The following is a 22,896-nucleotide window of genomic DNA, read 5'->3' as shown; positions in this document are numbered from 1 at the left end:
CAAAGGCTTGGTAGGAACGATGGGGCAGGACAAATTGGGGGCACAGGACCGATTGGGCTGGGCAAGGGCACGTCTGGACCGGCTGAACAACCGGTTGCACGATGCGCTGAGCCGCAGTTTTCCACTCCGGCCATTTTCTCTGCCGAAGGATCGGCGGATTATCAGTTTCACCTTCGACGATGTTCCGGACACCGCCGAAAGCGCTGGCGCGAAGATACTGGAAAAATACGGCTTTCACGGCACATTCTATATCGCCGGCAGTCTGGTGGGTTCCGTCGAGGCGCATCGCCAGCTGATTACGGAAGCGGGCCTGCGCAGACTTGCCGAGGCCGGGCACGATATTGGCTGCCACACTTTCGCGCATTGGAATGTACCCTCGGTCGGCATGAGCGATCTTGCTGCCGATCTTGATCGCAACCACGCATATCTGCGCGAGATTGAACCGGATCGGGTCGGTCGGCGCAATTTCGCCTATCCTTATTGTGCCTCGTCGGTGCTGTCGCGCAGCCTGTTTTCCGACCGTTTCGCGACCTGCCGCAGCGGCGGCGAGCGCATCAATCGCGACGCGGTTGATCTCGCCTTTCTGGAAGCCGTCGAGATAAGGCAGCCGGAGCAGCATGCGGAGCAATTGACCCGCTGGATCGACGATCTCGCTGCAAATCCCGGCTGGCTGATCTTCTACACGCATGATATCAGCGACAGGCCGACGCCGTTCGGCTGCACGCCGGAAACCTTTGAAAAACTGGTTTCCCATGCGGCGCAAAGCGGCGCGGAGGTTCTGTCGATACGCGATGCGCTGGCTCATCTCCGAGCAGAGGAAGGTGCTGCCCGATGAAAGCTGCCGATCCGGATCACCGCCTGCTGGCGATCAATAATTATTTCTACCGGCGCGGCGGGGCTGAAGCGGTTTTTCTCGACCATATCAAGCTCTTTTCCGAAATCGGCTGGGAGACGGCTCCCTTTGCCATGCAGCATCCGGATAATTTCGCCTCCGACTGGTCATCCTATTTCGTGTCGGAAATCGAGTATGGGCGCGAGAGCGGCCTCCTCACCAAAGTGGCGCAAGCGGGCAAGATCATCTATTCATGGGAAGCGCGGGACCGCATCAAGGCGCTGATCGAGCGCTTTCGCCCGAACGTCGCCCATGCCCATAATGTCTATCATCACCTGTCGCCGTCGATTTTTCCGGTGCTGAAAGCGGCGGGTATTCCGACCGTCATGACCGCGCATGATCTGAAGCTCGCATGCCCGGCCTACAAGATGCTGTCGCATAACCGGATCTGCGAGCGCTGCAAGGGTGGGCGCATTTACAATGTCGCGCTCCATAAATGCATCAAGGACTCGACGGCGCTGAGTGGGCTGGTCCTGGTGGAAACCGCCATTCATCGCACGCTTGGCCTTTATCGCAACACGCTCGACCGCATCGTGGTGCCGAGCCGGTTCTATATTTCGAAGCTGATCGAATGGGGCTGGCCGCAGGAAAAGCTGGTCTATATCCCGAATTTTGCGCAGACCGACAATCTGGAACCCTTCGAGCATGAGGGCGACTATTTCGCCTATGTCGGACGTCTTGCGCCTGAAAAGGGGATCGGCACGCTGATCCGCGCAGCGGCAATCTCCGGGCAGAAGCTGGTGATTGCAGGCACCGGCCCGGAGGAGCAAAGTTTGCGCGCGCTGGCGGCTGAAACCGGCGGCGATATTACCTTTGCGGGCTATGTCTCGGGCGAGCGGCTGCACCGGCTGATCGGCGAAGCCAGGGCGCTGATCCTGCCATCGGAATGGTACGAGAACGCGCCGATCAGCATTCTGGAAGCCTATGCGCTGGGCGTGCCGGTGATCGGCGCCGACATTGGCGGCATTCCTGAAATGATCGTGCCGGGCGAGACCGGCATGGTGGCCAGAACCGGCGATGCTGAAGATCTCGCCCGCGTCATCGGCGAAGCCGCCGGTCTGACGCCGCAGGCGCGGCGCAGGATGGGCCGTCTTGGCCGCAGCTGGGCTGGTCGGGAATTCTCGCCGGAAGCTTACCGGAACCGGACACTGGAACTTTACGCGGAACTGGGAGCGCTTTGATGGGACAAGGACGGCGACGCGTCATGATGCTCGGCTTGCGCGGCATACCCAATGTGCAGGGCGGCGTGGAGCGGCATGTCGAAGAACTGGCCCGTCTTTACATCGCCAAGGGTTGGGATGTGGAAGTGGTTGGCCGCAGGCCCTATCTCGACCGCAAGCAGCCCTATGTCTGGGAAGGCGTGAAAGTCACGCCAATCTGGGCGCCTACGTCGATGAAGTTCGAAGCCATCGTGCATACCTTCCTCGGCGTGCTGCGCGCTGGTTTCACGCGGCCCGACATTTTGCACATCCACGCCATCGGCCCCGCTCTGGTGACGCCGCTTGCGCGGCTCTTCGGTCTGCGGACGGTCGTGACCCATCACGGCTTCGACTATAACCGCCAGAAATGGGGACGGTTAGCGCGCGCGACATTGAAGCTCGGCGAAAAATGGGGGATGCGCTTTGCCAGCGCCCGCATCGCCGTTTCCAACGATATCGCGAAAACCGTTGCGCAACGCTATAACGTTCCCGTCACCTTCATCCCGAATGGCGTAACCTTAAGGGAACCGAGCTGCGATCCACGCTGGCTGGAAAAACATGGGCTTGCGCCCCGCCGCTATATTGCGCTGGTCGCGCGCATCGTACCGGAAAAGCGCCAGCTGGATCTGATCGAAGCCTTTGCCAAGCTTGCCGATCCTTCGCTGAAACTCGCCCTGATCGGCTCGGCGGAATATACTGCCGATTATGCTGGCGAGGTGCGCGCCCGCGCCGCAGCCGTGCCGGGCGTGGTCCTGACCGGGGCGTTGCAGGGTGACGAACTCTCCGCACTTTTCAGTCAGGCTGGGCTTTTCGTGCTGCCGTCGAGCCACGAAGGCATGCCCATCGCGCTTCTGGAGGCCATGGGTTACGGCCTCAATGTGCTGGCCAGCGACATTACGGCCAATCTGGAAGTCGGGCTGCCTCAGGACGATTATTTCCCGCTTGGCGACATCGACGCGCTGAAAAACGCGCTGCGCCGCAAGACGGATAACCCGCTTTCGGCTGAACAGTCGCAGCAACTCATCGACTGGATCGCCCGCGACTATAGCTGGGACGGCATCGCGGACCGCACGCTGAAGGTCTATGAGGAGGGGAATAGGGCAGTAGGTGAGTAGGGGAATAAGGGATTAAGGCAGTAGGGCAGTAGGGCAGTAGGGCAGTATGCGATCGGAATAGGGGTGCAGGCAAAGAAAAAGGGAGCTGCCGACGATATAGTCAGACATACTCCCTTATTCCCTTACTCACCTATTCCCTTAGATCAGCGCGCCCGGCGCCGTTCTGCCGTTGGCTGGAAAGCCAGGCGGGAGTGGTAGCTGCAATAGGGGCTTGATTCACCCGATTCACTGCCGCAGAAGTGGAAATCTTCGTTCAGCGGGTCGCCGATCGGCCACTTGCAGGTGCGCTCGGAGAGCTGCAACAGCGTCAGGCGGCGCGAAATCGGCACAACCACATTCGAAGACGGCTTGACCACAGGCTCGGCCACCACTTCCGCCGCATATTCCATCTGCAGCGCCGTTGCACCCACTGTCTTGGTGACGGTCGCCGTGCGCATCGTCGTGGTATGGGCCGTATGCGTGCTGCCGCCCGCATGCTGCGTTACAGGACGCGGCGCTGCTGCAACCGTATTGACTTTCTTGCTGCGCGGAGCAGCGGTCGTCGTCTTGCCGCGACCCGAAAGCTTCAGACGGTGCACCTTGCCGATCACTGCATTGCGGCTGACGCCGCCAAGCTGGGCCGCGATCTGGCTTGCGCTCAAGCCTTCGCTCCACAGTTTCTTCAGTAGTTCAACGCGTTCGTCTGTCCAGTTCATCGCCCTGGGCTCCAATCATTTTCGTTATCCGGAATCCACCAGTGTTCCCGGATTGCTCCAGGCGCAAACACCATATCTATCCGGGTGACTAGGTCCGCCGCACGAAATGTAGCTTTTTTCTTTAAAGAGAAACTACATTACCCGATGACTCCATGACAAGGGAGAGCCTTGTCAGGTGGATTCCATTTTTAAGGTTTTCCCCAACTTGGGTGACAAAGACGGTTTTTCTTTGGTCCCGTGGCGCATTTTTGAACACCTGCGAGAGAGAAGGTGCTGCACCCGCTGCAGGGTGAAAACTGGGCCTTATATATAGGGCGTATCCTGGAAGCGCTACCCCGCTTGCGGAATTGTCGCGTCAAGTCCGATATGTCTGTTGTGCAAAGCGTGGCCAAAACCTGCGGAAGCGGGCAAAAAATGCATGAACCCATGCGTAAAGAAGCGCGATATTCCGGGCTTAGTTTGATTGACATTTTTTTCGCGAGCGCCAATATACGCCCGTAAATAATTGTGCCGCCCGGTGGGCGGCTTTTTATTTCGGCCGGAGAGAGGGCCGGAATATCGCTCAAAATGGCAAGGCTGACAGTCCGTTTTCCTCGGATATGCAGCATTTAGAAAGGCTTATGGAGGCCTGATTGCAATGACCGACGCTACGACCGTGCAACCGCTTTACGACACCTATAATCGTGCGGCTCTGCGCTTCGAGCGAGGTGAGGGCATCTGGCTTATCACCGAAACTGGCGAGCGCTATCTCGATTTTGCGGCTGGCATCGCGGTGAACTCCCTTGGCCATTCCCATCCGCATCTGGTCGAAGCCCTGAAAAATCAGGCGGACAAGCTGTGGCATCTGTCCAATCTTTATCAGGTTCCCGGACAGGAAAAGCTCGGCCAGCGTCTGGTCGACAACACATTTGCCGACAAGGTCTTCTTCACCAATTCCGGCGCGGAAGCGCTTGAATGCGCGATCAAGACCGCGCGTCGCTATCATTTCGCGAACGGCCATCCGGAGCGTTTCCGGATCATTACCTTTGAAGGCGCGTTCCATGGCCGCACGCTTGCGACCATCGCTGCCGGTGGCCAGGCCAAGTATCTTGAAGGTTTCGGCCCGAAGGTCGAAGGCTTCGATCAGGTGCCGTTCGGCGACGAGGCTGCCTTGCGCGCCGCTATTACCGATGAAACTGCTGGCATCCTGCTTGAGCCTGTGCAGGGCGAAGGCGGGCTGCGGGGCTTCCCGGACGAATTCATGCGCTTGATCCGTCAGATCTGCGACGAAAAGGGCCTGCTGATGATCCTCGATGAAGTGCAGACCGGTGTTGGCCGTACCGGCAAGCTGTTTGCCCATGAATGGTCGGGCGTCAAGCCGGACATTATGGCTGTGGCCAAGGGCATTGGCGGCGGTTTCCCGGTCGGCGCCTGCCTTGCGACGGCTGAAGCCGCCAAGGGCATGGTTGCCGGTGTGCATGGCACCACCTATGGCGGCAATCCGCTGGCCATGGCTGTCGGCAATGCTGTGCTGGATGTCGTGCTGGCTGACGGTTTCCTTGAAAATGTTCAGGCCACCGCGCTTGTCATGAAGCAGGGGCTGGCGTCGATCATCGACCGGTTCCCGAATGTGGTTTCCGAGGTTCGCGGTCGCGGTCTCCTGATGGGTATCAAATGCGTTGTTCCGAACACCACGCTCATTCAGGCGCTGCGTGACGAGCATTTCCTGAGCGTTGGCGCTGGCGACAATGTCGTCCGTCTGCTGCCGCCGCTGGTCACGACGCCGGAAGAAGCCCGTGAGGCGCTGAACCGCATCGAAATGGCCGTGGAACGGCTTTCCGTCGCAAATCCGATCAGCAAGACGGCGTGATCATGGCTCAGGATAACGGTATCAAGCACTTCCTCGACCTGTCCGCCGTCCCGGGAAGCGAATTGCGCTCCATCCTTGAGGATGCGAAGGCGCGCAAGGCGCGGCTGAAGGCGGGCGAGATTGAAAAGCCATTCGCCGGCAAGGTGCTGGCGATGATTTTCGAAAAGCCGTCGACGCGTACGCGTGTGTCGTTCGATGTCGGCATGCGCCAGCTCGGCGGTGAAACGTTGATGCTGACGGGCTCGGAAATGCAGCTCGGCCGCAGCGAGACCATCGCCGATACGGCGAAGGTTCTGTCGCGCTATGTGGATGCGATCATGATCCGCACCACCTCGCATGACCGTATGCTGGAACTGGCCGAACATGCGACGGTTCCGGTCATTAATGCACTGACCGACGACACCCACCCTTGTCAGATCATGGCCGACGTTCTTACATATGAGGAACATCGCGGCTCGATCAAAGGCAAAACCTTTGCCTGGATGGGGGACGGCAACAACGTCCTGCATTCGCTTGTGGAAGCTGCGGCGCGGTTTGATTTCAACGTCAATATCGCGACGCCGGAAGGCAGCGAGCCAAACCAGCACTTCATTGACTGGGCGAGGGCGCACGGTGCGGACATCATGTCCACGACAGACCCGGACAAGGCGGCAAGCGGTGCGGATTGCATCGTGACCGATACCTGGGTTTCGATGGGACAGGAAGACCGCGCCCGTGGACACAATGTGTTCATGCCCTATCAGGTCAATGCAAGGCTGATGGCGAAAGCCGACCCGAAGGCGCTTTTCATGCATTGCCTGCCTGCGCATCGCGGGGAGGAAGTGACCAACGAAGTGATCGACGGGCCGCAATCGGTCGTGTTCGACGAAGCCGAAAACAGGCTCCACGCCCAGAAGGCCATTCTGGCCTGGTGCCTGCAAGGCGCGTGATTGGAGTTTTTTGTGGCTGAGGATACCAGCAACATTCACATTGAAGCCGAAAACGGCCAGTCGGGTCCCAAGCTCGATCTGGGTGATTTCGGCTTTGCGGGCGACGACGCCGTCGTGCCTTTCCAGGTGGAAGGGCTTGATGTGCGCGGTCGCGCGGTTCAGCTTGGCACGAGCATCGACGCCATTCTGAAGCGCCATAAATATCCAGAGGAAGTGGCCCGCCTGCTGGCGGAGGCGACGGTTCTGACCGTTCTGCTTGGCACTTCTCTCAAGTTCGAAGGCAAGTTCATCTTCCAGACCCAGTCCGACGGTCCGGTGGACATGCTGGTGGTGGATTTCAGCACGCCGCATGCAGTGCGCGCCTATGCGCGTTTCGATGATGAGCGTCTGAAAGGTGCCATCGCCGCTGGCAAGACAGAGCCGGAAGAGCTGCTCGGTCGCGGCACGCTGGCCTTCACGGTGGATCAGGGCGCCTATATGCAGCGCTATCAGGGCATCGTGGCGCTGGACGGCTCGACGCTGGAAGAAATTGCGACGACCTATTTCCGCCAGTCGGAACAGATCCCGACCGATCTGAAGCTCAGCGTCGCCAAGCTGGTCGAACGGGGCGTCGCTGGCAAGCTCGTCGAGAAATGGCGCGCTGGCGGATTGATCATCCAGTTCCTGCCGGAATCGGAATTGCGCGCGCGCATTCCCGATCTGCCGGGTGGGGACGGCGACGACAATGAAGCCGTGCATCATCCGGTGGATGACGCGTGGGATGAGGCGCGGTCGCTGGTCGGAACCATTGAAAGCTCGGAACTGACCGATCCGACGATCGGCTCTGAAAGGCTGCTCTATCGCTTGTTCCATGAACGCGGCGTGCGCGTCTTCAACGCCATCAAGGTGGTGGACGAATGCTCCTGCTCGCGGGAGAAGATCGAGGGTGTCCTGTCGGGCTTTTCCGCCGAGGAAATTCGCGACAGCACCGAGAACGGCAAGATTTCGGTGACCTGCGAATTCTGTTCGACGACCTACGAGTTCGATCCGGCGCAATTCGCGAAGGAATAATCCCACAAGGGGCGGTTCTTCGGGACCGCCCTTTTGTTTTGGCTCTAATTCAACGTACGGCGCTGCTCGGGCACGTCCAGCGAGAAAGCCGGTATGTCCACCTCGAATGTGCGACCGGCCGGGTTTTGCATCTGATAGCGGCCAACCATCACGCCCGACGATGTGGTCAGCGGGCAGCCGGACGAATATTGAAACGAGTCGCCCGGATCGAGAACGGGCTGTTCGCCCACGACACCGGCGCCGCGCACTTCCTCGACACGGCCATTGGCGTCGGTTATCTGCCAGTAGCGCGAGCGCAGTTGCACCGTATCGGATGAATTATTGGCGATGGTGATGCGGTATCCCCAGACATAGCGATTGTCTTCTGGAGCCGACTCTTCTTCCAGATAAAACGGCTCAACCGTTATTTCGATCCCCTGCGTCACCGCCCTGTACATCGCATCCGCCTCTATCATGTGCCTGATGCCCACCTATCGCCAAAGTTGCGTTGGAGGTCAACGTGAAGCGGTAATCCAGACAGGGGCAGCGAGACAGATTTTCTGCTTTTCGCTTGTTCTTGCGGGGGATTGCAGCGAAAAGGTCACATATTTTAAGACGAAACCCCGTCTTTTGCATCATCCCGAGACGCTTCGGGATGAAAAAAGGCAAAAAATGAGCTGACTATCCGGCCCGATTCTATTGAGCCGGATAATCATTTCTATGTTCAGCGAACCGCTGCCTTCAGCGCTTCTTCGACGTCTTCCAGAAGATCGTCGGTGTCTTCGAGACCGACCGAAATGCGCAGCACGCCATCGGAAATGCCCAGCTCCGCCTTGGCCTCGTCGCTCAGGTTCTTGTGCGTCGTGGTGGCCGGATGGGTGATCAGGCTCTTGGCGTCGCCCAGATTGTTGGAGATGCTGAACACCTGAAGCGCGTTTTCGAACTTGAATGCAGCTTCCTTGCCGCCTTCCAGTTCCAGCGCGATCAGGGTCGAGCCGCCTGTCATCTGCTTGGCGATGATATCCGCCTGCGGATGGTCGGCGCGGCCCGGATAGATGACGCGCTTGACGCCCGGCTTACCGGCGAGAACATCGGCAACGGCAGCCGCCGACTGCGTCATCTGGCGCACGCGCACCGACAGCGTTTCCAGACCCTTCAGCATGATCCACGCATTGAACGGGCTCATGCCGGGGCCGGTATGGCGATAATAGTCCTGAAGCGTGGTTTCGACCCATTCGCGATCGGACAATACGATGCCGCCAAGGCAGCGTCCCTGACCGTCGATGTGCTTGGTGGTCGAGTAGACGACAATATGCGCGCCAAGCTCCAGCGGCTTCTGGTAAAGCGGGGTCGCAAACACATTATCGACGATCAGCTTTGCGCCCGCTTCATTGGCCACTTCGGCCACGGCGGCGATGTCGATGATTTCGAGCGTCGGGTTCGACGGGCTTTCGAGGAACATTACCTTGGTGTTCGGACGAACGGCGGCTTTCCAGTTGGCGATATCCGAGCCGTCGATAATGGAGATTTCCACGCCATAGCGCGGCAGCAGGGTCTCGACGATATAACGACACGAGCCGAACACGGCGCGGGCGGAGATCACATGGTCACCGGCCTGGACCTGACACAGAATGGCGGCGGCGACGGCAGCCATGCCGGAAGCCGTGGCACGGCCTTCCTCGGCGCCTTCCAGCGCGCACATGCGCTTTTCGAACATGTCCGTGGTGGGGTTGGCATAACGCGAATAGATGAAACCCGGATTTTCGCCCTTGAAGCGCGCTTCGGCGGCTTCGGCATCGGGATAAAGGAAGCCCTGCGTGAGGAACATCGCTTCCGACATTTCGGCGAAACCGGAGCGGAGCGAACCGGCATGCACGAGCTGTGTCGCGGGGCGGAACTTGCGGGTAGTCTCAGTCGTCATTTTTCCAACCTGTCAAAAGCTGGTCGGCCGGGACGCCTAAAAGCGTTTAGTGGCATCTCGGCGGCCAATAAAAAACCGGCCCAAAAGGCCGGTAACGAACCGCGGCCCTTTTTAGCGAATTCTTTAACGTGGCTGCAAGCCGGCCGGCCAAATCACCACGGAACACATTTTCCTTATGCCTGTCGCGCAAGGTCGTCAATGCCAGTGGATTGAATTTGACGTTTGAATCCCGGCTGACATAGATGCTGTTTCAAACGTCAAATTCGAAAAATCCACTAGATACATATAGTTGCTAGTGGTCTTTTAGATTCCAACATTTGCTCAGCGCTTGGAACCTAGGGATACAAATGTTGGAATCAGACCACTAGGATAGCGAGTTTTGAGGAAAAGCCTGCCTCATCGGTTTGCGATTGGCTTCGATTCCTGCGGAAAACCCCGTTTCTCCGGGCGTGAAGGGTTGGCATTGGGCCTTCGAGTGGTCAAAGGTCTTTTGAAGAATTGCTCAGACTATGGAGTACGAGGTCGATGGCGCTAAGAGATGCGGGAATTCTGGCGGATGCGGATATCGCTGCGCTGTTCGAAAGCGGTTTGCTGGCTTCGCCCCGTCCGCTGGATGCCGACCAGATTCAGCCCGCGAGCCTCGATCTCCGCCTTGGTGCAAAGGCCTATCGTGTTCGCGCCTCCTTCATGCCGGGTCCGGGCACACCGGTCATCGACAAGCTTGAACGTCTCAAGCTGCACGAGATCGACCTGACGGCGGGCGCGGTTCTCGAAACCGGCTGCGTTTATATCGTGCCGCTGTTGGAAAGCCTTTCGCTGTCGCCGGAACTGTCGGCTTCCGCCAATCCGAAAAGCTCGACTGGCCGTCTCGACATCTTCACGCGGGTGATTGTCGATGGCGCGCAGGAATTCGACAAGGTGCCCGCCGGTTACAAGGGCCCGCTTTATCTGGAAGTCAGCCCCCGCACATTCCCGATTGTTGCGCGCACCGGCTCGCGCCTGTCGCAGATCCGTTTCCGCAAGGGCCGCGCCCAGCTCGATGAGTCGGAACTGGCCGCGCTGCATCATTCCGAGACACTGGTGGCCGCTGAAATGCCGAATATCTCCGGCGGCGGCATTGCGCTTTCCGTCGATCTTTCCGGCGGGCCGGACAGGCTGATCGGCTATCGCGGCAAGCATCACACGGGCGTTGTCGATGTGGACAAACGCGCCGCCCATGATGTGCTCGATTTCTGGGAGCCGATCTATGATCGCGGCGCGCGCGAACTCGTGCTCGACCCGGATGAATTCTATATCCTCGTCTCGCGTGAAGCCGTGCATGTGCCGCCGCTCTACGCCGCCGAGATGACGCCATTCGATCCGCTGGTCGGCGAGTTCCGCGTCCATTATGCGGGCTTCTTCGATCCGGGCTTTGGTCACAGTGCCGCGGGCGGCACCGGCAGCCGCGCCGTTCTGGAAGTGCGAAGCCATGAAGTGCCCTTCATTCTGGAACATGGCCAGATCGTCGGACGCCTTGTCTATGAGCATATGCTGAACCGCCCGAAGGCGCTCTATGGCACCGATCTCGGCTCCAACTATCAGGCGCAGCAGTTGAAGCTTTCCAAGCATTTTCGTTGACGGCGCGAGCAACTCCGCGCAGATAGATGACAGTGCGGAGGAGAGCGACGAACGTGGCAAACGGAACAGGACCGGATTCAGGCCGACGACAGGACACGCCAGCCGACGCACCACCGCGCAGGCTGTCGGTTGGCATTGTCGCGCTGCCGGGCTTTACGCTGACGGCGCTGAGCCTGTTTCTCGATCCTTTTCGTCTGGCTGCCGATGATCGCGACAAGAGCCGCCAGATTCGCTGCGCCTGGAAAATCTGCACGCTGTCCGGCGATCCGGTTGCGTCCAGCTCCGGCATGGTGATCGAGCCGACGGCTCCCATCGGCGAACTCGACGAATGCGACTATGTCGCTGTCGTCGGGGGCGTGCTTGCCCAGTATCGTCCGCGCCAGCAGGCATTGATCGATCTCATCAAGCGCGCCGACAAGCGCGGCAAGACCGTGGTGGGGCTTTGCACCGCCGCTTTCCTGCTGGCCGAGGGCAGCTTGCTCGAAGACCGCAATTGCTGCGTGAACTGGTTCCACCGCGACGATTTTCTCGACCTGTTCGACGGCTATACAGCCGACACGACCAGCCTGTTTCACCGCAGCGGGCGGCATTATACCTGCGCGGGCGGTCTGGGCGCGGCGTCGCTGGCGCTCTCCATCATCCAGAACGAGATTTCCGAAGAGCTGGCGCGCAAGAGCGCGTCCATCCTGATGATCCCTTACGAACTGGTGCGCTCCGAACAGCCCGCGCTCAGCTTCAACGGCGTGCGCTCGCCGATGATCCGCAAGGCCATCCGCATTTTCGAGGAAACGCTGGAAGACCCGGTGCCGATGATCGATGTGGCGCGCAGGCTTGGCATTTCGGTGCGGCAGATGGAGCGCGGTTTTCGGCTGGCGCTGGAACGGACGGCCTTTGAAGTGCGCGAAGAACTGCGCGTCAAGAAGGCGAAGGAATTGCTGGCCGAAACAGGACTATCGCTTCTGGAAGTGGCCGTCGCCAGCGGCTTTACCGATACGCGCAGCATGAACCGGTCCTTCTCGCGCCAGAAGCAGAAGGCGCCACGCGATTATCGTAAGCAAAGATAAATGCGGACGCTCAAAACTTGCGGATGTCATCATCACAGCCTATGTCTTGCGCGATGAATCTGTCAGCATGGCGGAAAATTGAGACGCAGGAGATTTGCATGTCTGATGGTGTAAACCGTTTTCTTGGCGATACGCCTGCACGCATCATCGTCAAGCTGGTGCTGATTTCGCTGGTGGTCGGCGTGGTCATGAGCGCGTTCCACTGGACGCCCTATGATATTCTTTGGGGCATTCGCGATTTCTTCCTGCGCCTGTGGAATATGGGCTTCTCGGCCATTGCCCGCTTTGCGGATTATCTCATTTTGGGCGCTGCCGTTGTCATCCCTGCCTTTATTTTGCTCCGTATCCTCAGCTATCGCAAATAGCAGATATTGGCAGTAAGGTTGTACATTTAAACAATGCAGCAAGAACAAGGATTTATGCTTTCCCGGCGCGGCTTTCTGGTTCTCGCCGGGGGTGCGGTTTCGCTCTCCGCTTTGCCGTTCGGCGCGGCGGATGCAGCGACAAATGTGGTGAGCGCGGGCGATCCCACCGGACTTTTCAACACCATCCGCAAGGCAAACGGCCTCTCGCTCATGGCGACCGATTCCAAGCTGGAACAGGCCGCGCTTTTTCAGGCGAAGCGCATGGCAAGCTACGGCAAGATCGGCCACAGCGTCGGCTGGGGCAATGGTTTTGTCGCGCGGTTGCGTCAGGCGGGCATTCGCGGCCCTGCGGCTGAAAACGTCGCGGCTGGCCAGTCGAGCACCGAAGCGGTGTTCGACGCCTGGATGAAATCGCCCGGCCATCGCAGGAACATGCTCGACCCCACCTTCAGCCATTACGGCCTTGCCTGGGCAACGCCGGAAAACAAACCCAATCGCATTTACTGGGCGATGATGCTCGGCCTTTGAGCATGTGATTTCTCCTGACATGAAGCTGTCAGGGGCTGCGACAATCTATGGGCCGAATTCTCTGTCGTTTCGAGTGATTCCAGAGTAGACGTTCTCGAAATAAAGGCATGAATTCGGGGATAGTGGTTATGGATCAGTCGCAGCGCATTGGAAGCGTTACGAGGCCGTTCGATGTGACGCATCGCATGGTCATGCTGATCGCCATCCCCATGACGCTTGCCGCCATCACGACGCCGCTGTTGGGGCTTGTCGATATGGGCGTGGTGGGCCAGATGGGCAAGGCCGAACTGATCGGTGGGTTGGCTATCGGCGCGCTGGTCTTCGACTTCCTGCTGTCCATGTTCAATTTCCTGCGCTCCGGCACCACAGGTCTGGTGGCGCAGGCCATGGGTGCTGAAGACGCCGTCGAAGAACAGGCGATCTTCTGGCGCGCCATCATTATTGCCGTCATTGCGGGCGGATTGATGATCCTCTGCCTGCCGCTCATTCTCGCCGCTGCCTCCACCTTCATGCATCCGACAAGCGCGACACAGGAGGCCATGGCGACCTATGTGTCGATCCGTATGCTGGCGGCCCCGGTTGCGCTTATCAATTATTCCGTGCTGGGGCTGGTTCTCGGACGCGGGCAGGGGATGCTCGGTCTCGGCCTACAGCTGCTGCTCAATGGCATCAATATTGTGCTCTGCATCATTCTCGGTCTGGAACTTGGCTGGGGCGTGCAGGGCGTGGCATGGGCCACCGTCACCGGCGAAACCGTCGCGGCAATCGTCGGCCTCTTTCTGGTGGTCCGGCATTTCCGCAAGGATGCAACCAAGCGCCCGAGCCGCCAGCGCATTTTCCAGAAGGAAGGCATCGTGCGCATGTTCGCGGTCAATCGCGATATCATGATCCGCTCCTTCCTGCTTCTGACTGCTTTCGCCTTCTTCACACGTGCGGGTTCCGATCTCGGGCCGGTGACACTCGCAGCCAATGCCGTGCTGATGAACTTCTTCCTCGTGGCGGGCTTTTTCCTCGACGGCATGGCCGCTGCCGCCGAACAGATTGTCGGGCGCTCCATCGGCGCGCGCTACAGCCCGGCCTTCGTGCGGGGCGCCAAGCTGACCTTTGTGTGGGGGCTGGTGATGGCCAGCATCATCGCTTTTGCGTTGTTGGTTTTCGGCGATCCGATCATCAGCCTTCTGTCCAAAGCCGAAGATGTGCATGCCGAAGCGCTCAAATATCTGCCATGGGCCGCACTCACCGGCATAACCGGGCTGCTCGCCTTCCATATGGACGGCGTCTATATCGGGGCCACATGGTCGCGCGACATGCGCAACATGATGTTCCTGTCGCTGGCCTTCTTCATGGCCGTGCTTTATGCGGCAAAGCCCGCGATGGGCAATCACGGGCTTTGGCTGGCGCTCAATCTGTTCCTGTCGGTGCGCGGCATCACGCTTCTGGCGATGCTGCCGCGCCGTTACAGGCTGGAATTTGCGAGATAATCAGGCAGGCAACCGACGCGCTGCCCAGTCTTTTGCGTCGCGGTCGCGCAGCTCAGTGATATTGGCAACGCCTTCGCGTTTGACCGCTGCCGACAGCCCGCGCAGGATATCACTCGGCAGGCCGGGACCGCGATAGATAAGGCCCGTATAAAGCTGCACCAAATCGGCTCCGGCCCTGATTTTGGTCAGGGCGGTTTCAGCGCTGTCGATGCCGCCAACGCCGATCAACGGCATGTCGGGGCCGACGCGCTCACGCATGCGGGCCAGCACCACGGTTGACCGTTCAAACAGCGGCGCACCGGAAAGTCCGCCGGTTTCATCGCGGTTTTCGGCGCTTTTCAGTCCCGTGCGCGACAGGGTGGTGTTGGAAACGATGATACCGTCCAGCTTCTGCTCGGTGGCCTCGGCGGCAATGTCGTCCAGTTCGTCATCGGCCAGATCAGGCGCGATCTTGAGAAACACTGGACGCTTCAGCGTGCACATGCTGCCTTCTTCGTTACGCGCTTCCAGCACGCGGCTCAAAAGCTCGCGCAAACTGTCACGCGCCTGAAGATTGCGCAGGCCCGGCGTGTTGGGCGAGGAAATATTGACGGTGAAATAGCGCGCCAGCTGGTAGAATCGGCGAATGCCCGCCACGTAATCGGCGATGCGGTCTTCCGCATCCTTGTTGGCGCCGATATTGACGCCGACGATGCCGCTCTTGCCTGCGCGCTGCGACAGGCGCTTGAAAGCGGCCTCGTGGCCTTCATTGTTGAAGCCGAGGCGGTTGATGACGGCCTTGTCATCCACGAGGCGGAAAATGCGCGGACGCGGATTGCCGCTTTGCGGGCGCGGCGTGATGGTACCGATCTCGGTGAAGCCGAAGCCGAGCTTCAAAAGCGCATCCGGCACTTCGGCATTCTTGTCATAGCCAGCGGCCATGCCGAGCGGATTGGGAAACTGCAATCCCGCAACCTTGACCGACAAAGCGGGGTCGCTCGGTGCATTGCAGCTGACGAGTCCGGTTTTCAGCCCGGCAATGGACAGGCCATGCGCCTGTTCGGCATCGAAAGAGAAGAGGGCGCGACGGCCGAGAGTTTCAAAAAATCCGCTCATTCGTCTTTCAGCTCCGGAAAAATGTGAAGTCCGTTGTCATCGAGCGGCAAGGGCTCGACAGTCACGACCGCGTCAAGCGGCAGCTCCGCATAGAGATGAGGAAAAAGCGCGCCGCCGCGCGAGACCTCATATTTAAGGTTTTCACCAAGACGGGTCGCATCCACGCTCACAAGAACCAAGTTGTTCTGGTTCGCGAAGTGCTTTGCAGCCGTTTCGCGCAGCTGTGCTGCAGTAGAGAAATGGATATAGCCATCGGCAATATCAACCGGCGCGCCCGTAAAGCTTCCCGCCTTTTCCGCTTGCGCCCAGAGTTCGCGCGGGGCGATCTTGTAGATGATCTTGGTCATGGCTGCTCTCTAGACCGAAATTGTCCGGAAATCAAAGACCCAAAGCATTTCCAGCAAAAGTGCGAAGCGGTTTTGCGTGGGTAATGCGTAAAAACAAAGAACTGTAACGTTCGATTTTCGTCGCAAAGCTCCCATATGATGACAGGAAGCCAAAGGGAGATCGGATTATGTCGAACAAAAACACCTTTTTTGCTACGCGTCCCGTCATCCGTGGTCTGGCGGCGGTGGCTCTGGTCGCGCCGGTTCTGACCGCGTCCGGAGCACTCGCGCAGGAAACTGGCCGTTATCGTCTGGAGCAGACCGAAACCGGCTATGTGCGCCTCGACACCAAGACCGGTGCGATTTCGGTTTGCACCGAACAGTCGCAGGGTCAGATGGTCTGCAAGATGGCGACGGAAGACCGTGAGGCTTATGAAAACGATCTGGCGGATTTGCAGGACCGTGTGAAGGTGCTGGAAGACCGGCTGGCTGCCATCGATCAGAAGGGCGGCAGCGGCAATGCGACATCTGGCCTGCCGAGCGAGCAGGAATTCGAACAATCCATGAGCTATATGGAACGCTTCATGCGCCGCTTCATGGATATCGCCAAGAGTTTTGACAGCGAGCCGGATAAGCCCGCCGAAACGGCGCCGACACCGCCCGGCGGACGGACGTGATCCAAAAGCTGGGCTACAGCAATCGGTCTAGATGAATAAATGGCATCGCAATAATAACGCCCATTGATAACCCATATATCGCGGATTGTTGTCGGGCAGGAGGGCGCGAAATAATTACTGAGAAGCAGAAGAAATACAGGCCCCCGAAAAGTGAGATAACGGTGTGCGGAATGGTATCGTAGAGAGAAATAATCAATGAGAATCCCAGAAAAAACAATGAAGTATATAGGGAATGACGTGCAGTTAATGGAACGAAGTACGATGTTATGGAATCTATATTTTTATTTTTAATAAATTTAAAATCATAATTCATCTTTAATATGAATGATATTAATAGATGTATCATTAATGCGGATCCTAGGAAATGATTAGATATTAAATCTGCTATGAGTGGGTAGTGGAAATATAAAAAGGCGGCTAAAGCTCCAAAAGCGAATGGTATATTATATCGAATAATTATATTGATAGTATGAAATTTTATGTATTTATTTAATATTTTCATTTTTTCTCCATCTGATTTGGGGGGTGTTATCTTTAAATAAAAAAACGGCCCCTAAGGGCCGTTTAATATATTAAGCCGCGAAGCGCTTGGTCGCTTCGATCAGCTCATGGACGATGCCCGGTTCGGTTACGGCGTGGCCGCTATCCTCAACGATCTTGAGGTCGGCTTCCGGCCACAGCTTCTTGAGCTGCCATGCATTGATGAAGGGCGTGCAGATATCGTAACGGCCATGCACGATGACGCCCGGAATATGTCGGATGCGCTCGACATTGCGCAAAAGCTGGTCGTCGGAATCAAGGAAGCCGCGATTCTGGAAATAGTGGCACTCGATGCGGGCAAAGGCGATTGCATATTCATCCGCGCCGAAGGCATCGACGCGCGACGGATCCGGCAGAAGCGAGATGATCGAGCCTTCCCAGCGCGCCCAGCGACGGGCGGCTTCCAGCTGCACTTTCGGATCGCGGTCCGTCAGGCGCTTGTAATAGGCGGCAATCATATCGCCGCGCTCGGCTTCCGGAATATGCTCCTGAAAGGCTTCGAAGTGATCCGCGAAAATGATGCTGGCGCCGTTGGTATATGTCCAGTCGATTTCAAACCGGCGCAGCATGAAGATGCCGCGCAGCACTGCTTCCGACACGCGCTCCGGATGGGTCTGTGCATAGGCGAGACCGAGTGTCGAGCCCCAGGAGCCGCCAAACACCTGCCATTTGTCGATGCCGAGATGCGCGCGGATATGCTCCATATCGGCCACGAGATCCCAGGTGGTGTTTTCACGCAATTCGGCGTGCGGCGTGGAACGGCCACAGCCGCGCTGGTCAAACAGGATGATGCGATAACGCTCCGGATCGTGCAGGCGGCGCATGGCGGGCGTGATGCCGCCGCCGGGGCCGCCGTGAATCATGATCACCGGCTTGCCATCCGGGTTGCCGCACTGCTCCACATGGATGCGATGCAGCGGCGACACCTGCAGCATCTCTTCCTTGAAGGGTTCAATCTCGGGATAAAGCGTATTGCGTGTCATGAAATGCCTTCTGGTTCCCACCCTCTGCTCACGTGCCTGGCGGGGCCTGTGTTTTTAATTTCCGGCGCAACCCTACCACACAATGCGGCCACATGGCGGCAATGAGAAATGTGAAAACACGTTAGCAACGTGATTTTTGGTTGCTCAGGATAAAAATAGGCATAAAAACTTGTTTGGTCGCATTGGATGCACCGCACGGGGAGGAACCACTTGAAATTGGCGCGCGAGGCACATGCACTTTATCATCGCTGACGATCATCCGCTTTTTCGCGGCGCATTGAGACAGGTCCTGTCGGGACAATCCGAAAACGTCGAGATTGTCGAAGTTGGCGATTTCGATGCCGTCAGGAAACTGGTTGCCGAACGCGACGATATCGACCTTCTGCTGCTCGATCTGACTATGCCCGGAGGGGCCGGTCTTTCAGGACTGGTCGCGCTGAAGGCGCTGCAACCGGCTTTGCCGGTGGTGATCGTATCCGCCACGGATGACGCCGCCACCATCCATCATGCGGTGGAATTGGGCGCATCGGGCTTTATTTCCAAATCGGCCAGCATGGAAACCATCGGCGAGGCGGTGCGCGCTGTGCTCGCAGGCGATATCTGGACGCCGGAAGGGATCGACCTCGATCACCCGAAAGACCCGGAAATCGAAGGGCTGATTGCGCGACTGCGCACGCTCACGCCACAGCAGACCCGTGTGCTGACCATGCTTGCCGAAGGTCTCCTCAACAAGCAGATCGCCTATGAGCTGAGCGTGTCGGAAGCGACCGTCAAGGCGCATGTCTCCGCCGTGTTGCAGAAGCTTGGCGTCGACAGCCGCACCCAGGCCGTCATTCTGCTGTCGCGCATTGGCAATGACGTAATCAGTACATGATATGATTACTGTGCAGCCGTCTGTGACGCGCCGCCATCCTGTCGCGCATGATAGAAATGCGACAGCAATGAGCGCAGCGCCGCCGGGCGAAGCGGCTTGTTCAGCAAGGTGATGTTCTCTTCCTCGGCACGCTGGCGCACTTCCTTGGAACGGTCGGCGGTCAGCAAGATGGCCGGTATTTCTGTGTCGAAATGCTCACGTGTGAAGCCGATCATGTCGATGCCGTTTTCATGGATCAGATGGTAATCGGCGACGATGACATCCGGCGCGGTGCTGCGTTTGGCGCAGAAGGCCTTTAGCGCCGCGCCGTTGCGCAGCGTCGTCACATTGCAGCCCCAGCCGCCAAGCAACGTTTCCATGCCGGACAAAATGTCGGCATCGTTGTCGATGCACAGCACGTCGAGCCCGGTCAGTTCCAGCGCACGTGCATGGCCGCGACGGCTTTTGGTCTCCTCGACCGGCACCGGCTCGTTGGAAACGGGAATGCGCAGGGTGAATGTGGTGCCCTTGGCCTGAACCGAGCGCACCGACAGCGGAAATCCCAGCAGCCGGGCGATGCGGTCAACGATGGAGAGGCCAAGCCCCAGCCCTTCCGCCTCGCGCATGCCTTCATCAAGGCGGGTGAATTCGCGGAAGACGAGCTTCAGCTTGTGTTGTGGAATGCCGATGCCGGTGTCGAGCACCTGCAATTCGCCATAAGCCCCGCGCCGCCGGACGCCGAGCAATATGCCGCCGCTGCGGCTATATTTGATCGAATTGGAAACGAGATTCTGGATCAGGCGGCGCAGCATGTTGCGGTCGGTTTTCACGACGATGCTCGACGGCACCACCCGCAGTTTCAGCGCCTTCTTGCGCGCCAGCGGTGTGAAATCCGTGGCGATCTGGCTCAGCAACCTGTCCAGCCGGAACACCGAGACTTCAGGCTTCAGCGAACCCGTGTCGAGACGCGAAATATCCAGCACCATACCCAGAATGGCTTCCACCGCCTCCAGCGAGGAATCGATGTTGCGGGCAAATTCGCTGGTTTCCGAACGCCCGAGTTTTTCCGACAGCGCGGTGGAATAGAGGCGCGCCGCGTTGAGCGGTTGCAGGATGTCGTGGCCAGCGGCGGCGAGAAAGCGCGTCTTGCCGAGATTGGCCTCTTCGGCGGCGGCCTGCGCCCGCGCCAGTTCCTGGTTCACATGGGTCAGCTCCGCCGTGCGGTCGGCCACGCGCTGTTCCAGCATTTCGGCGGCTTTCTGACGCATCAGGTCCGCTTCGACAGCGGCGGTGATATCGGTATAGGTCGCGACGATGCCGCCATCGGGCATCGGATTGGACTGGATTTCGAGCGTCTTGCCCGTTGATTTCATCTTCAGGCGCACCGGCTTGCGGCTGGCCGTCAGCGAATGGATGAGGCTGTTGCGCGCATTGAAGGCGACGTCTTCGCGGCGGATCAGATGCTCGACGATTTCCGAAACGGGGATGCCCACCTGCATCACCTCGTCAGGCAGGTTGAGCAGGGTGCGGAACTGGCGGTTCCAGAAGGCCAGCCGGAAATCCTTGTCGAAAACCGTGATGCCCTGTTCCATCTGGTCGAGCGCGATCTGCAACAGGTCGCGGTTTTGTTGCAGGGCGGCGGAAGCGTCATCGAGAAGCTGGCGCGCATCCCGCCCGGAAGCATCGTTACGTTGCAGAAGCAGCGACAGAACCAATCGCGCCGAGGCCGTGCCGACCGCCGTGCCGAGGAGTTGTTCGGCATAGCGGATCAGGGGCGTGTCCACCGTCATGCCCGGATCCAGCCTGCGCTGCTGATGCCCTTCGAACCGCAGGAAGGCGCGCTCGACGCGCTCGGAGCCGAGATAGCGCGCCATGGTTGCTTTCAGTTCGGCCACGGTGACCGTAGTGCGGAAGCGTTTCAGAGTTGGCGTGGCGATGGAATAGCGCGGCAGGAAGATGCTGGCCTGAATGCGCTCCAGCGGCGTCGAGGCGCGCGACAACGAACCCAGAACATAGAACAGCGTATTGGCGGCGAGGCTCCATATCACGCCATTGGTCAGCGGCAGCGCATCGGTGCCGAACAGCGCTTCCGGGCGCAGCGCCGTGAAGCCCAGAAAACCGTCGCGCAAAATGGCGGCGTCTTCCGGCGCCATGGTGGGCAGCAGCAGCGTATAGGCCCAGACGAGAAAGCCTGCCGACAGGCCCAGCATCGCGCCGCGCCCATTGGCATTGCGCCAGAAAAGGCCGCCGATGAAGGCCGGCGCAAATTGCGCAATGGCCGCGAAGGACACGAAGCCGATGGAGGCGAGGTGAATATTGTTGGACGTGAAGCGATAATAGGCGAAGGCAAGCGCCAGAATGCCGACGATCGTCACGCGCCTTGTATTGAGAATAGCCTTGGTAAGGTCGGGCTGTTCGGCGGGATGGCGCTTTGCCATGCTGCGGATGAAAAGCGGCAGCACGAGATGGTTGGAAATCATGATCGACAGCGCCACGCAGGCGACGATCACCATGGCTGTCGCCGCCGACAACCCGCCGAGGAAGGCAATGAGGGCCATCCAGTGCGCTTCGGCGGCAAGCGGCAGGGCAAGCACGTAGAGATCGCCGCTCACCGTATTGCCGAGCGTCATCACGCCGATCAAGGCAATCGGAAAGACGAAGATATTGATCAGCACCAGATAGATCGGGAACAGCCAGGATGCGGTGCGCAGCTCCTTGTCGCTGCGGCTTTCGACAACCGTGACGTGGAACTGGCGCGGCAGCATAATGATAGCCGCGGCACTGAGCGCGGTTTGAATGATCCAGGTGCCGATTGAGGTCTGGTAGTGAAAGGCTTTCAGCGCATCGGTGGACTGGGAAATCTGGTCTATGAGCTGCGAGGGCGAGCCGAACAGGAAAAAGGTGCAGGCAAGCCCGACGGTGAGGAATGCGGAGAGCTTGATGACCGATTCCACCGCAATGGCGAGGATGAGACCGTTCTGGTGCTCGGTCGCATCGGTATGGCGCGTGCCGAACAGGATGGCGAAGACGGCCAGCACGGCGGCGACGGCCAGTGAAATATCGCCGAAGATGAAGGCCGGTGGGGCAACGGCGCGGCCATAATGGTCCATCACCAGCCCGACGCTGCCAGCGACAGCCTTCAGCTGCAAGGCGATATAGGGGATCGATCCGACTGCAGCGATGCAGGTGGCAAGCGAGGCAACGCCAAAACTCTTGCCGTAACGCGCAGCCAGAAAATCGGCGATGGAGGTGATGCGCTCCGCCTTGGCCAGTCGCACGATATGGCGCATCAAACGGTTGCCGAGCGTGAAAACCAGGATGGGGCCGATATAGATGCCGAGAAATTCCAGCCCGCGCTGTGCCGACAAGCCGACGGAGCCGAAAAAGGTCCAGGACGTGCAATAGACCGCGAGGCTCAGCGCATAGACATAGGGACGCGGCGCACTGTTCCACCGCGACGATCTGCGGTCACCGATACTGGCGACAGCAAAGAGAAGCAGCAGATATAGAAAGGCGGCGCCGATGATTCCCCAACCTTGCATAGGCGGCTTTATTCCTCTTCCGTTTATCCAACTCCGCCTGACGCAAGCACTTTCATGTCCAGCGCGCAAGAATATTGATGAAAAGCCGGATGTTTTACCCGTCGATATCCGCGTTTATCTTTTCTTTGAAGTTTTTCGAATACAAACTAAGCGAAGGATAGTTTGATGGAACGCTTTTCGAGCCCCCAAAGTCAGG

The 22,896-nt window shown here is 58.8% G+C and carries 20 protein-coding genes and 1 riboswitch; of the genes, 13 read left to right on the top strand and 7 right to left on the bottom strand.

Going from position 1 to position 22,896, the window contains the following annotated elements; genetic code table 11:
* Window positions 1-19: 19 nt before the first annotated feature.
* Genes JAU75_RS05620 through JAU75_RS05610 form a run of 3 tightly spaced genes read left to right on the top strand, consistent with a single transcriptional unit; the run spans window position 20 to window position 3,206 of the window.
* Window positions 20-835 (top strand): polysaccharide deacetylase family protein, encoded by an 816-nt coding sequence (locus JAU75_RS05620; protein WP_199055350.1) that lies wholly within the window; start codon window positions 20-22, stop codon window positions 833-835.
* On the top strand, window positions 832-2,073 hold the full coding sequence (locus JAU75_RS05615) for a glycosyltransferase family 4 protein (protein WP_199055348.1): 1,242 nt from the start codon (window positions 832-834) through the stop codon (window positions 2,071-2,073). The genes JAU75_RS05620 and JAU75_RS05615 overlap by 4 nt, the downstream gene beginning before the upstream one ends.
* Window positions 2,073-3,206: a glycosyltransferase family 4 protein gene (locus JAU75_RS05610; RefSeq protein ID WP_199055346.1), complete on the top strand. Its 1,134-nt coding sequence runs from the start codon at window positions 2,073-2,075 to the stop codon at window positions 3,204-3,206. Before JAU75_RS05615 ends, JAU75_RS05610 begins: the two co-directional genes overlap by 1 nt.
* Window positions 3,207-3,349: 143 nt before the next feature.
* Here JAU75_RS05610 and JAU75_RS05605 read toward each other — a convergent pair whose 3' ends face one another.
* Window positions 3,350-3,901 (bottom strand): GcrA family cell cycle regulator, encoded by a 552-nt coding sequence (locus JAU75_RS05605; protein ID WP_199055345.1) that lies wholly within the window; start codon window positions 3,899-3,901, stop codon window positions 3,350-3,352.
* A 637-nt stretch (window positions 3,902-4,538) separates the two neighbouring features.
* Here JAU75_RS05605 and JAU75_RS05600 point away from each other — a divergent pair.
* Genes JAU75_RS05600 through JAU75_RS05590 form a run of 3 tightly spaced genes read left to right on the top strand, consistent with a single transcriptional unit; the run spans window position 4,539 to window position 7,729 of the window.
* The gene (locus JAU75_RS05600) at window positions 4,539-5,750 is read left to right on the top strand and encodes an aspartate aminotransferase family protein (RefSeq protein ID WP_199055344.1); all 1,212 of its coding nucleotides are present in this window, start codon (window positions 4,539-4,541) and stop codon (window positions 5,748-5,750) included.
* A gap of 2 nt (window positions 5,751-5,752) precedes the next feature.
* On the top strand, window positions 5,753-6,679 hold the full coding sequence (gene argF, locus JAU75_RS05595; RefSeq protein ID WP_199055343.1) for an ornithine carbamoyltransferase: 927 nt from the start codon (window positions 5,753-5,755) through the stop codon (window positions 6,677-6,679).
* Window positions 6,680-6,691: 12 nt separating this feature from the next.
* The gene (locus JAU75_RS05590; protein WP_199055342.1) at window positions 6,692-7,729 is read left to right on the top strand and encodes an Hsp33 family molecular chaperone; all 1,038 of its coding nucleotides are present in this window, start codon (window positions 6,692-6,694) and stop codon (window positions 7,727-7,729) included.
* 44 nt (window positions 7,730-7,773) lie between these two features.
* On the opposite strand, the gene apaG is transcribed toward JAU75_RS05590, so the two are convergent.
* Window positions 7,774-8,166, bottom strand: coding sequence for a Co2+/Mg2+ efflux protein ApaG (gene apaG / locus JAU75_RS05585; protein WP_199055341.1), 393 nt, complete (start codon window positions 8,164-8,166; stop codon window positions 7,774-7,776).
* A gap of 266 nt (window positions 8,167-8,432) precedes the next feature.
* On the bottom strand, window positions 8,433-9,629 hold the full coding sequence (locus tag JAU75_RS05580; protein ID WP_151588728.1) for an O-succinylhomoserine sulfhydrylase: 1,197 nt from the start codon (window positions 9,627-9,629) through the stop codon (window positions 8,433-8,435).
* 89 nt (window positions 9,630-9,718) lie between these two features.
* A riboswitch (SAM riboswitch) is annotated at window positions 9,719-9,798 on the bottom strand.
* A 356-nt stretch (window positions 9,799-10,154) separates the two neighbouring features.
* Between JAU75_RS05580 and JAU75_RS05575 the strand changes: the two genes are divergently transcribed.
* The 5 genes from JAU75_RS05575 (at window position 10,155) to JAU75_RS05555 (ending at window position 14,684) form a co-directional block, all read left to right on the top strand.
* Window positions 10,155-11,246 carry a 2'-deoxycytidine 5'-triphosphate deaminase gene (locus JAU75_RS05575; protein WP_199055340.1) on the top strand — a complete coding sequence of 364 codons (1,092 nt, stop codon included), beginning with the start codon at window positions 10,155-10,157 and terminating at the stop codon, window positions 11,244-11,246.
* A 53-nt stretch (window positions 11,247-11,299) separates the two neighbouring features.
* The gene (locus JAU75_RS05570; protein ID WP_199055339.1) at window positions 11,300-12,310 is read left to right on the top strand and encodes a GlxA family transcriptional regulator; all 1,011 of its coding nucleotides are present in this window, start codon (window positions 11,300-11,302) and stop codon (window positions 12,308-12,310) included.
* Between the two features lie 98 nt (window positions 12,311-12,408).
* The gene (locus tag JAU75_RS05565) at window positions 12,409-12,675 is read left to right on the top strand and encodes a DUF6460 domain-containing protein (protein ID WP_199055337.1); all 267 of its coding nucleotides are present in this window, start codon (window positions 12,409-12,411) and stop codon (window positions 12,673-12,675) included.
* A gap of 33 nt (window positions 12,676-12,708) precedes the next feature.
* Window positions 12,709-13,203, top strand: coding sequence for a CAP domain-containing protein (locus JAU75_RS05560; protein WP_199055335.1), 495 nt, complete (start codon window positions 12,709-12,711; stop codon window positions 13,201-13,203).
* 128 nt (window positions 13,204-13,331) lie between these two features.
* A complete protein-coding gene (locus tag JAU75_RS05555; RefSeq protein ID WP_199055333.1) occupies window positions 13,332-14,684 on the top strand; it encodes an MATE family efflux transporter in 1,353 nt (450 codons plus the stop codon).
* Here the strand turns inward: JAU75_RS05555 and JAU75_RS05550 are convergent, their stop codons facing one another.
* Both JAU75_RS05550 and JAU75_RS05545 read right to left on the bottom strand, forming a co-directional pair.
* Entirely contained in the window at window positions 14,685-15,779 is a 1,095-nt protein-coding gene (locus JAU75_RS05550; RefSeq protein WP_199055332.1) for a quinone-dependent dihydroorotate dehydrogenase, read from the bottom strand.
* Entirely contained in the window at window positions 15,776-16,126 is a 351-nt protein-coding gene (locus tag JAU75_RS05545) for a DUF952 domain-containing protein (RefSeq protein ID WP_199055331.1), read from the bottom strand. Before JAU75_RS05545 ends, JAU75_RS05550 begins: the two co-directional genes overlap by 4 nt.
* Window positions 16,127-16,293: 167 nt before the next feature.
* On the opposite strand from JAU75_RS05545, the gene JAU75_RS05540 reads away from it, so the two are divergent.
* A complete protein-coding gene (locus tag JAU75_RS05540) occupies window positions 16,294-16,782 on the top strand; it encodes a hypothetical protein (RefSeq protein ID WP_199055330.1) in 489 nt (162 codons plus the stop codon).
* A gap of 572 nt (window positions 16,783-17,354) precedes the next feature.
* Here the strand turns inward: JAU75_RS05540 and pip are convergent.
* Window positions 17,355-18,305, bottom strand: a complete 951-nt coding sequence (gene pip / locus JAU75_RS05535; protein WP_199055329.1) for a prolyl aminopeptidase — start codon at window positions 18,303-18,305, stop codon at window positions 17,355-17,357.
* Between the two features lie 232 nt (window positions 18,306-18,537).
* Here pip and JAU75_RS05530 point away from each other — a divergent pair, with 232 nt between their 5' ends.
* Complete coding sequence (locus JAU75_RS05530; RefSeq protein WP_199055328.1) at window positions 18,538-19,179, top strand: response regulator transcription factor; 642 nt, start codon at window positions 18,538-18,540, stop codon at window positions 19,177-19,179.
* 5 nt (window positions 19,180-19,184) lie between these two features.
* Here JAU75_RS05530 and JAU75_RS05525 read toward each other — a convergent pair whose 3' ends face one another.
* Window positions 19,185-22,700, bottom strand: coding sequence for a PAS domain-containing hybrid sensor histidine kinase/response regulator (locus JAU75_RS05525; protein WP_199055327.1), 3,516 nt, complete (start codon window positions 22,698-22,700; stop codon window positions 19,185-19,187).
* Between the last annotated feature and the right edge of the window lie 196 nt (window positions 22,701-22,896).

Source organism: Ochrobactrum sp. Q0168 (assembly GCF_016427605.1).
In the GTDB taxonomy this organism is placed as follows: domain Bacteria; phylum Pseudomonadota; class Alphaproteobacteria; order Rhizobiales; family Rhizobiaceae; genus Brucella.
This window is presented reverse-complemented; position numbering and strand designations above follow the sequence as displayed.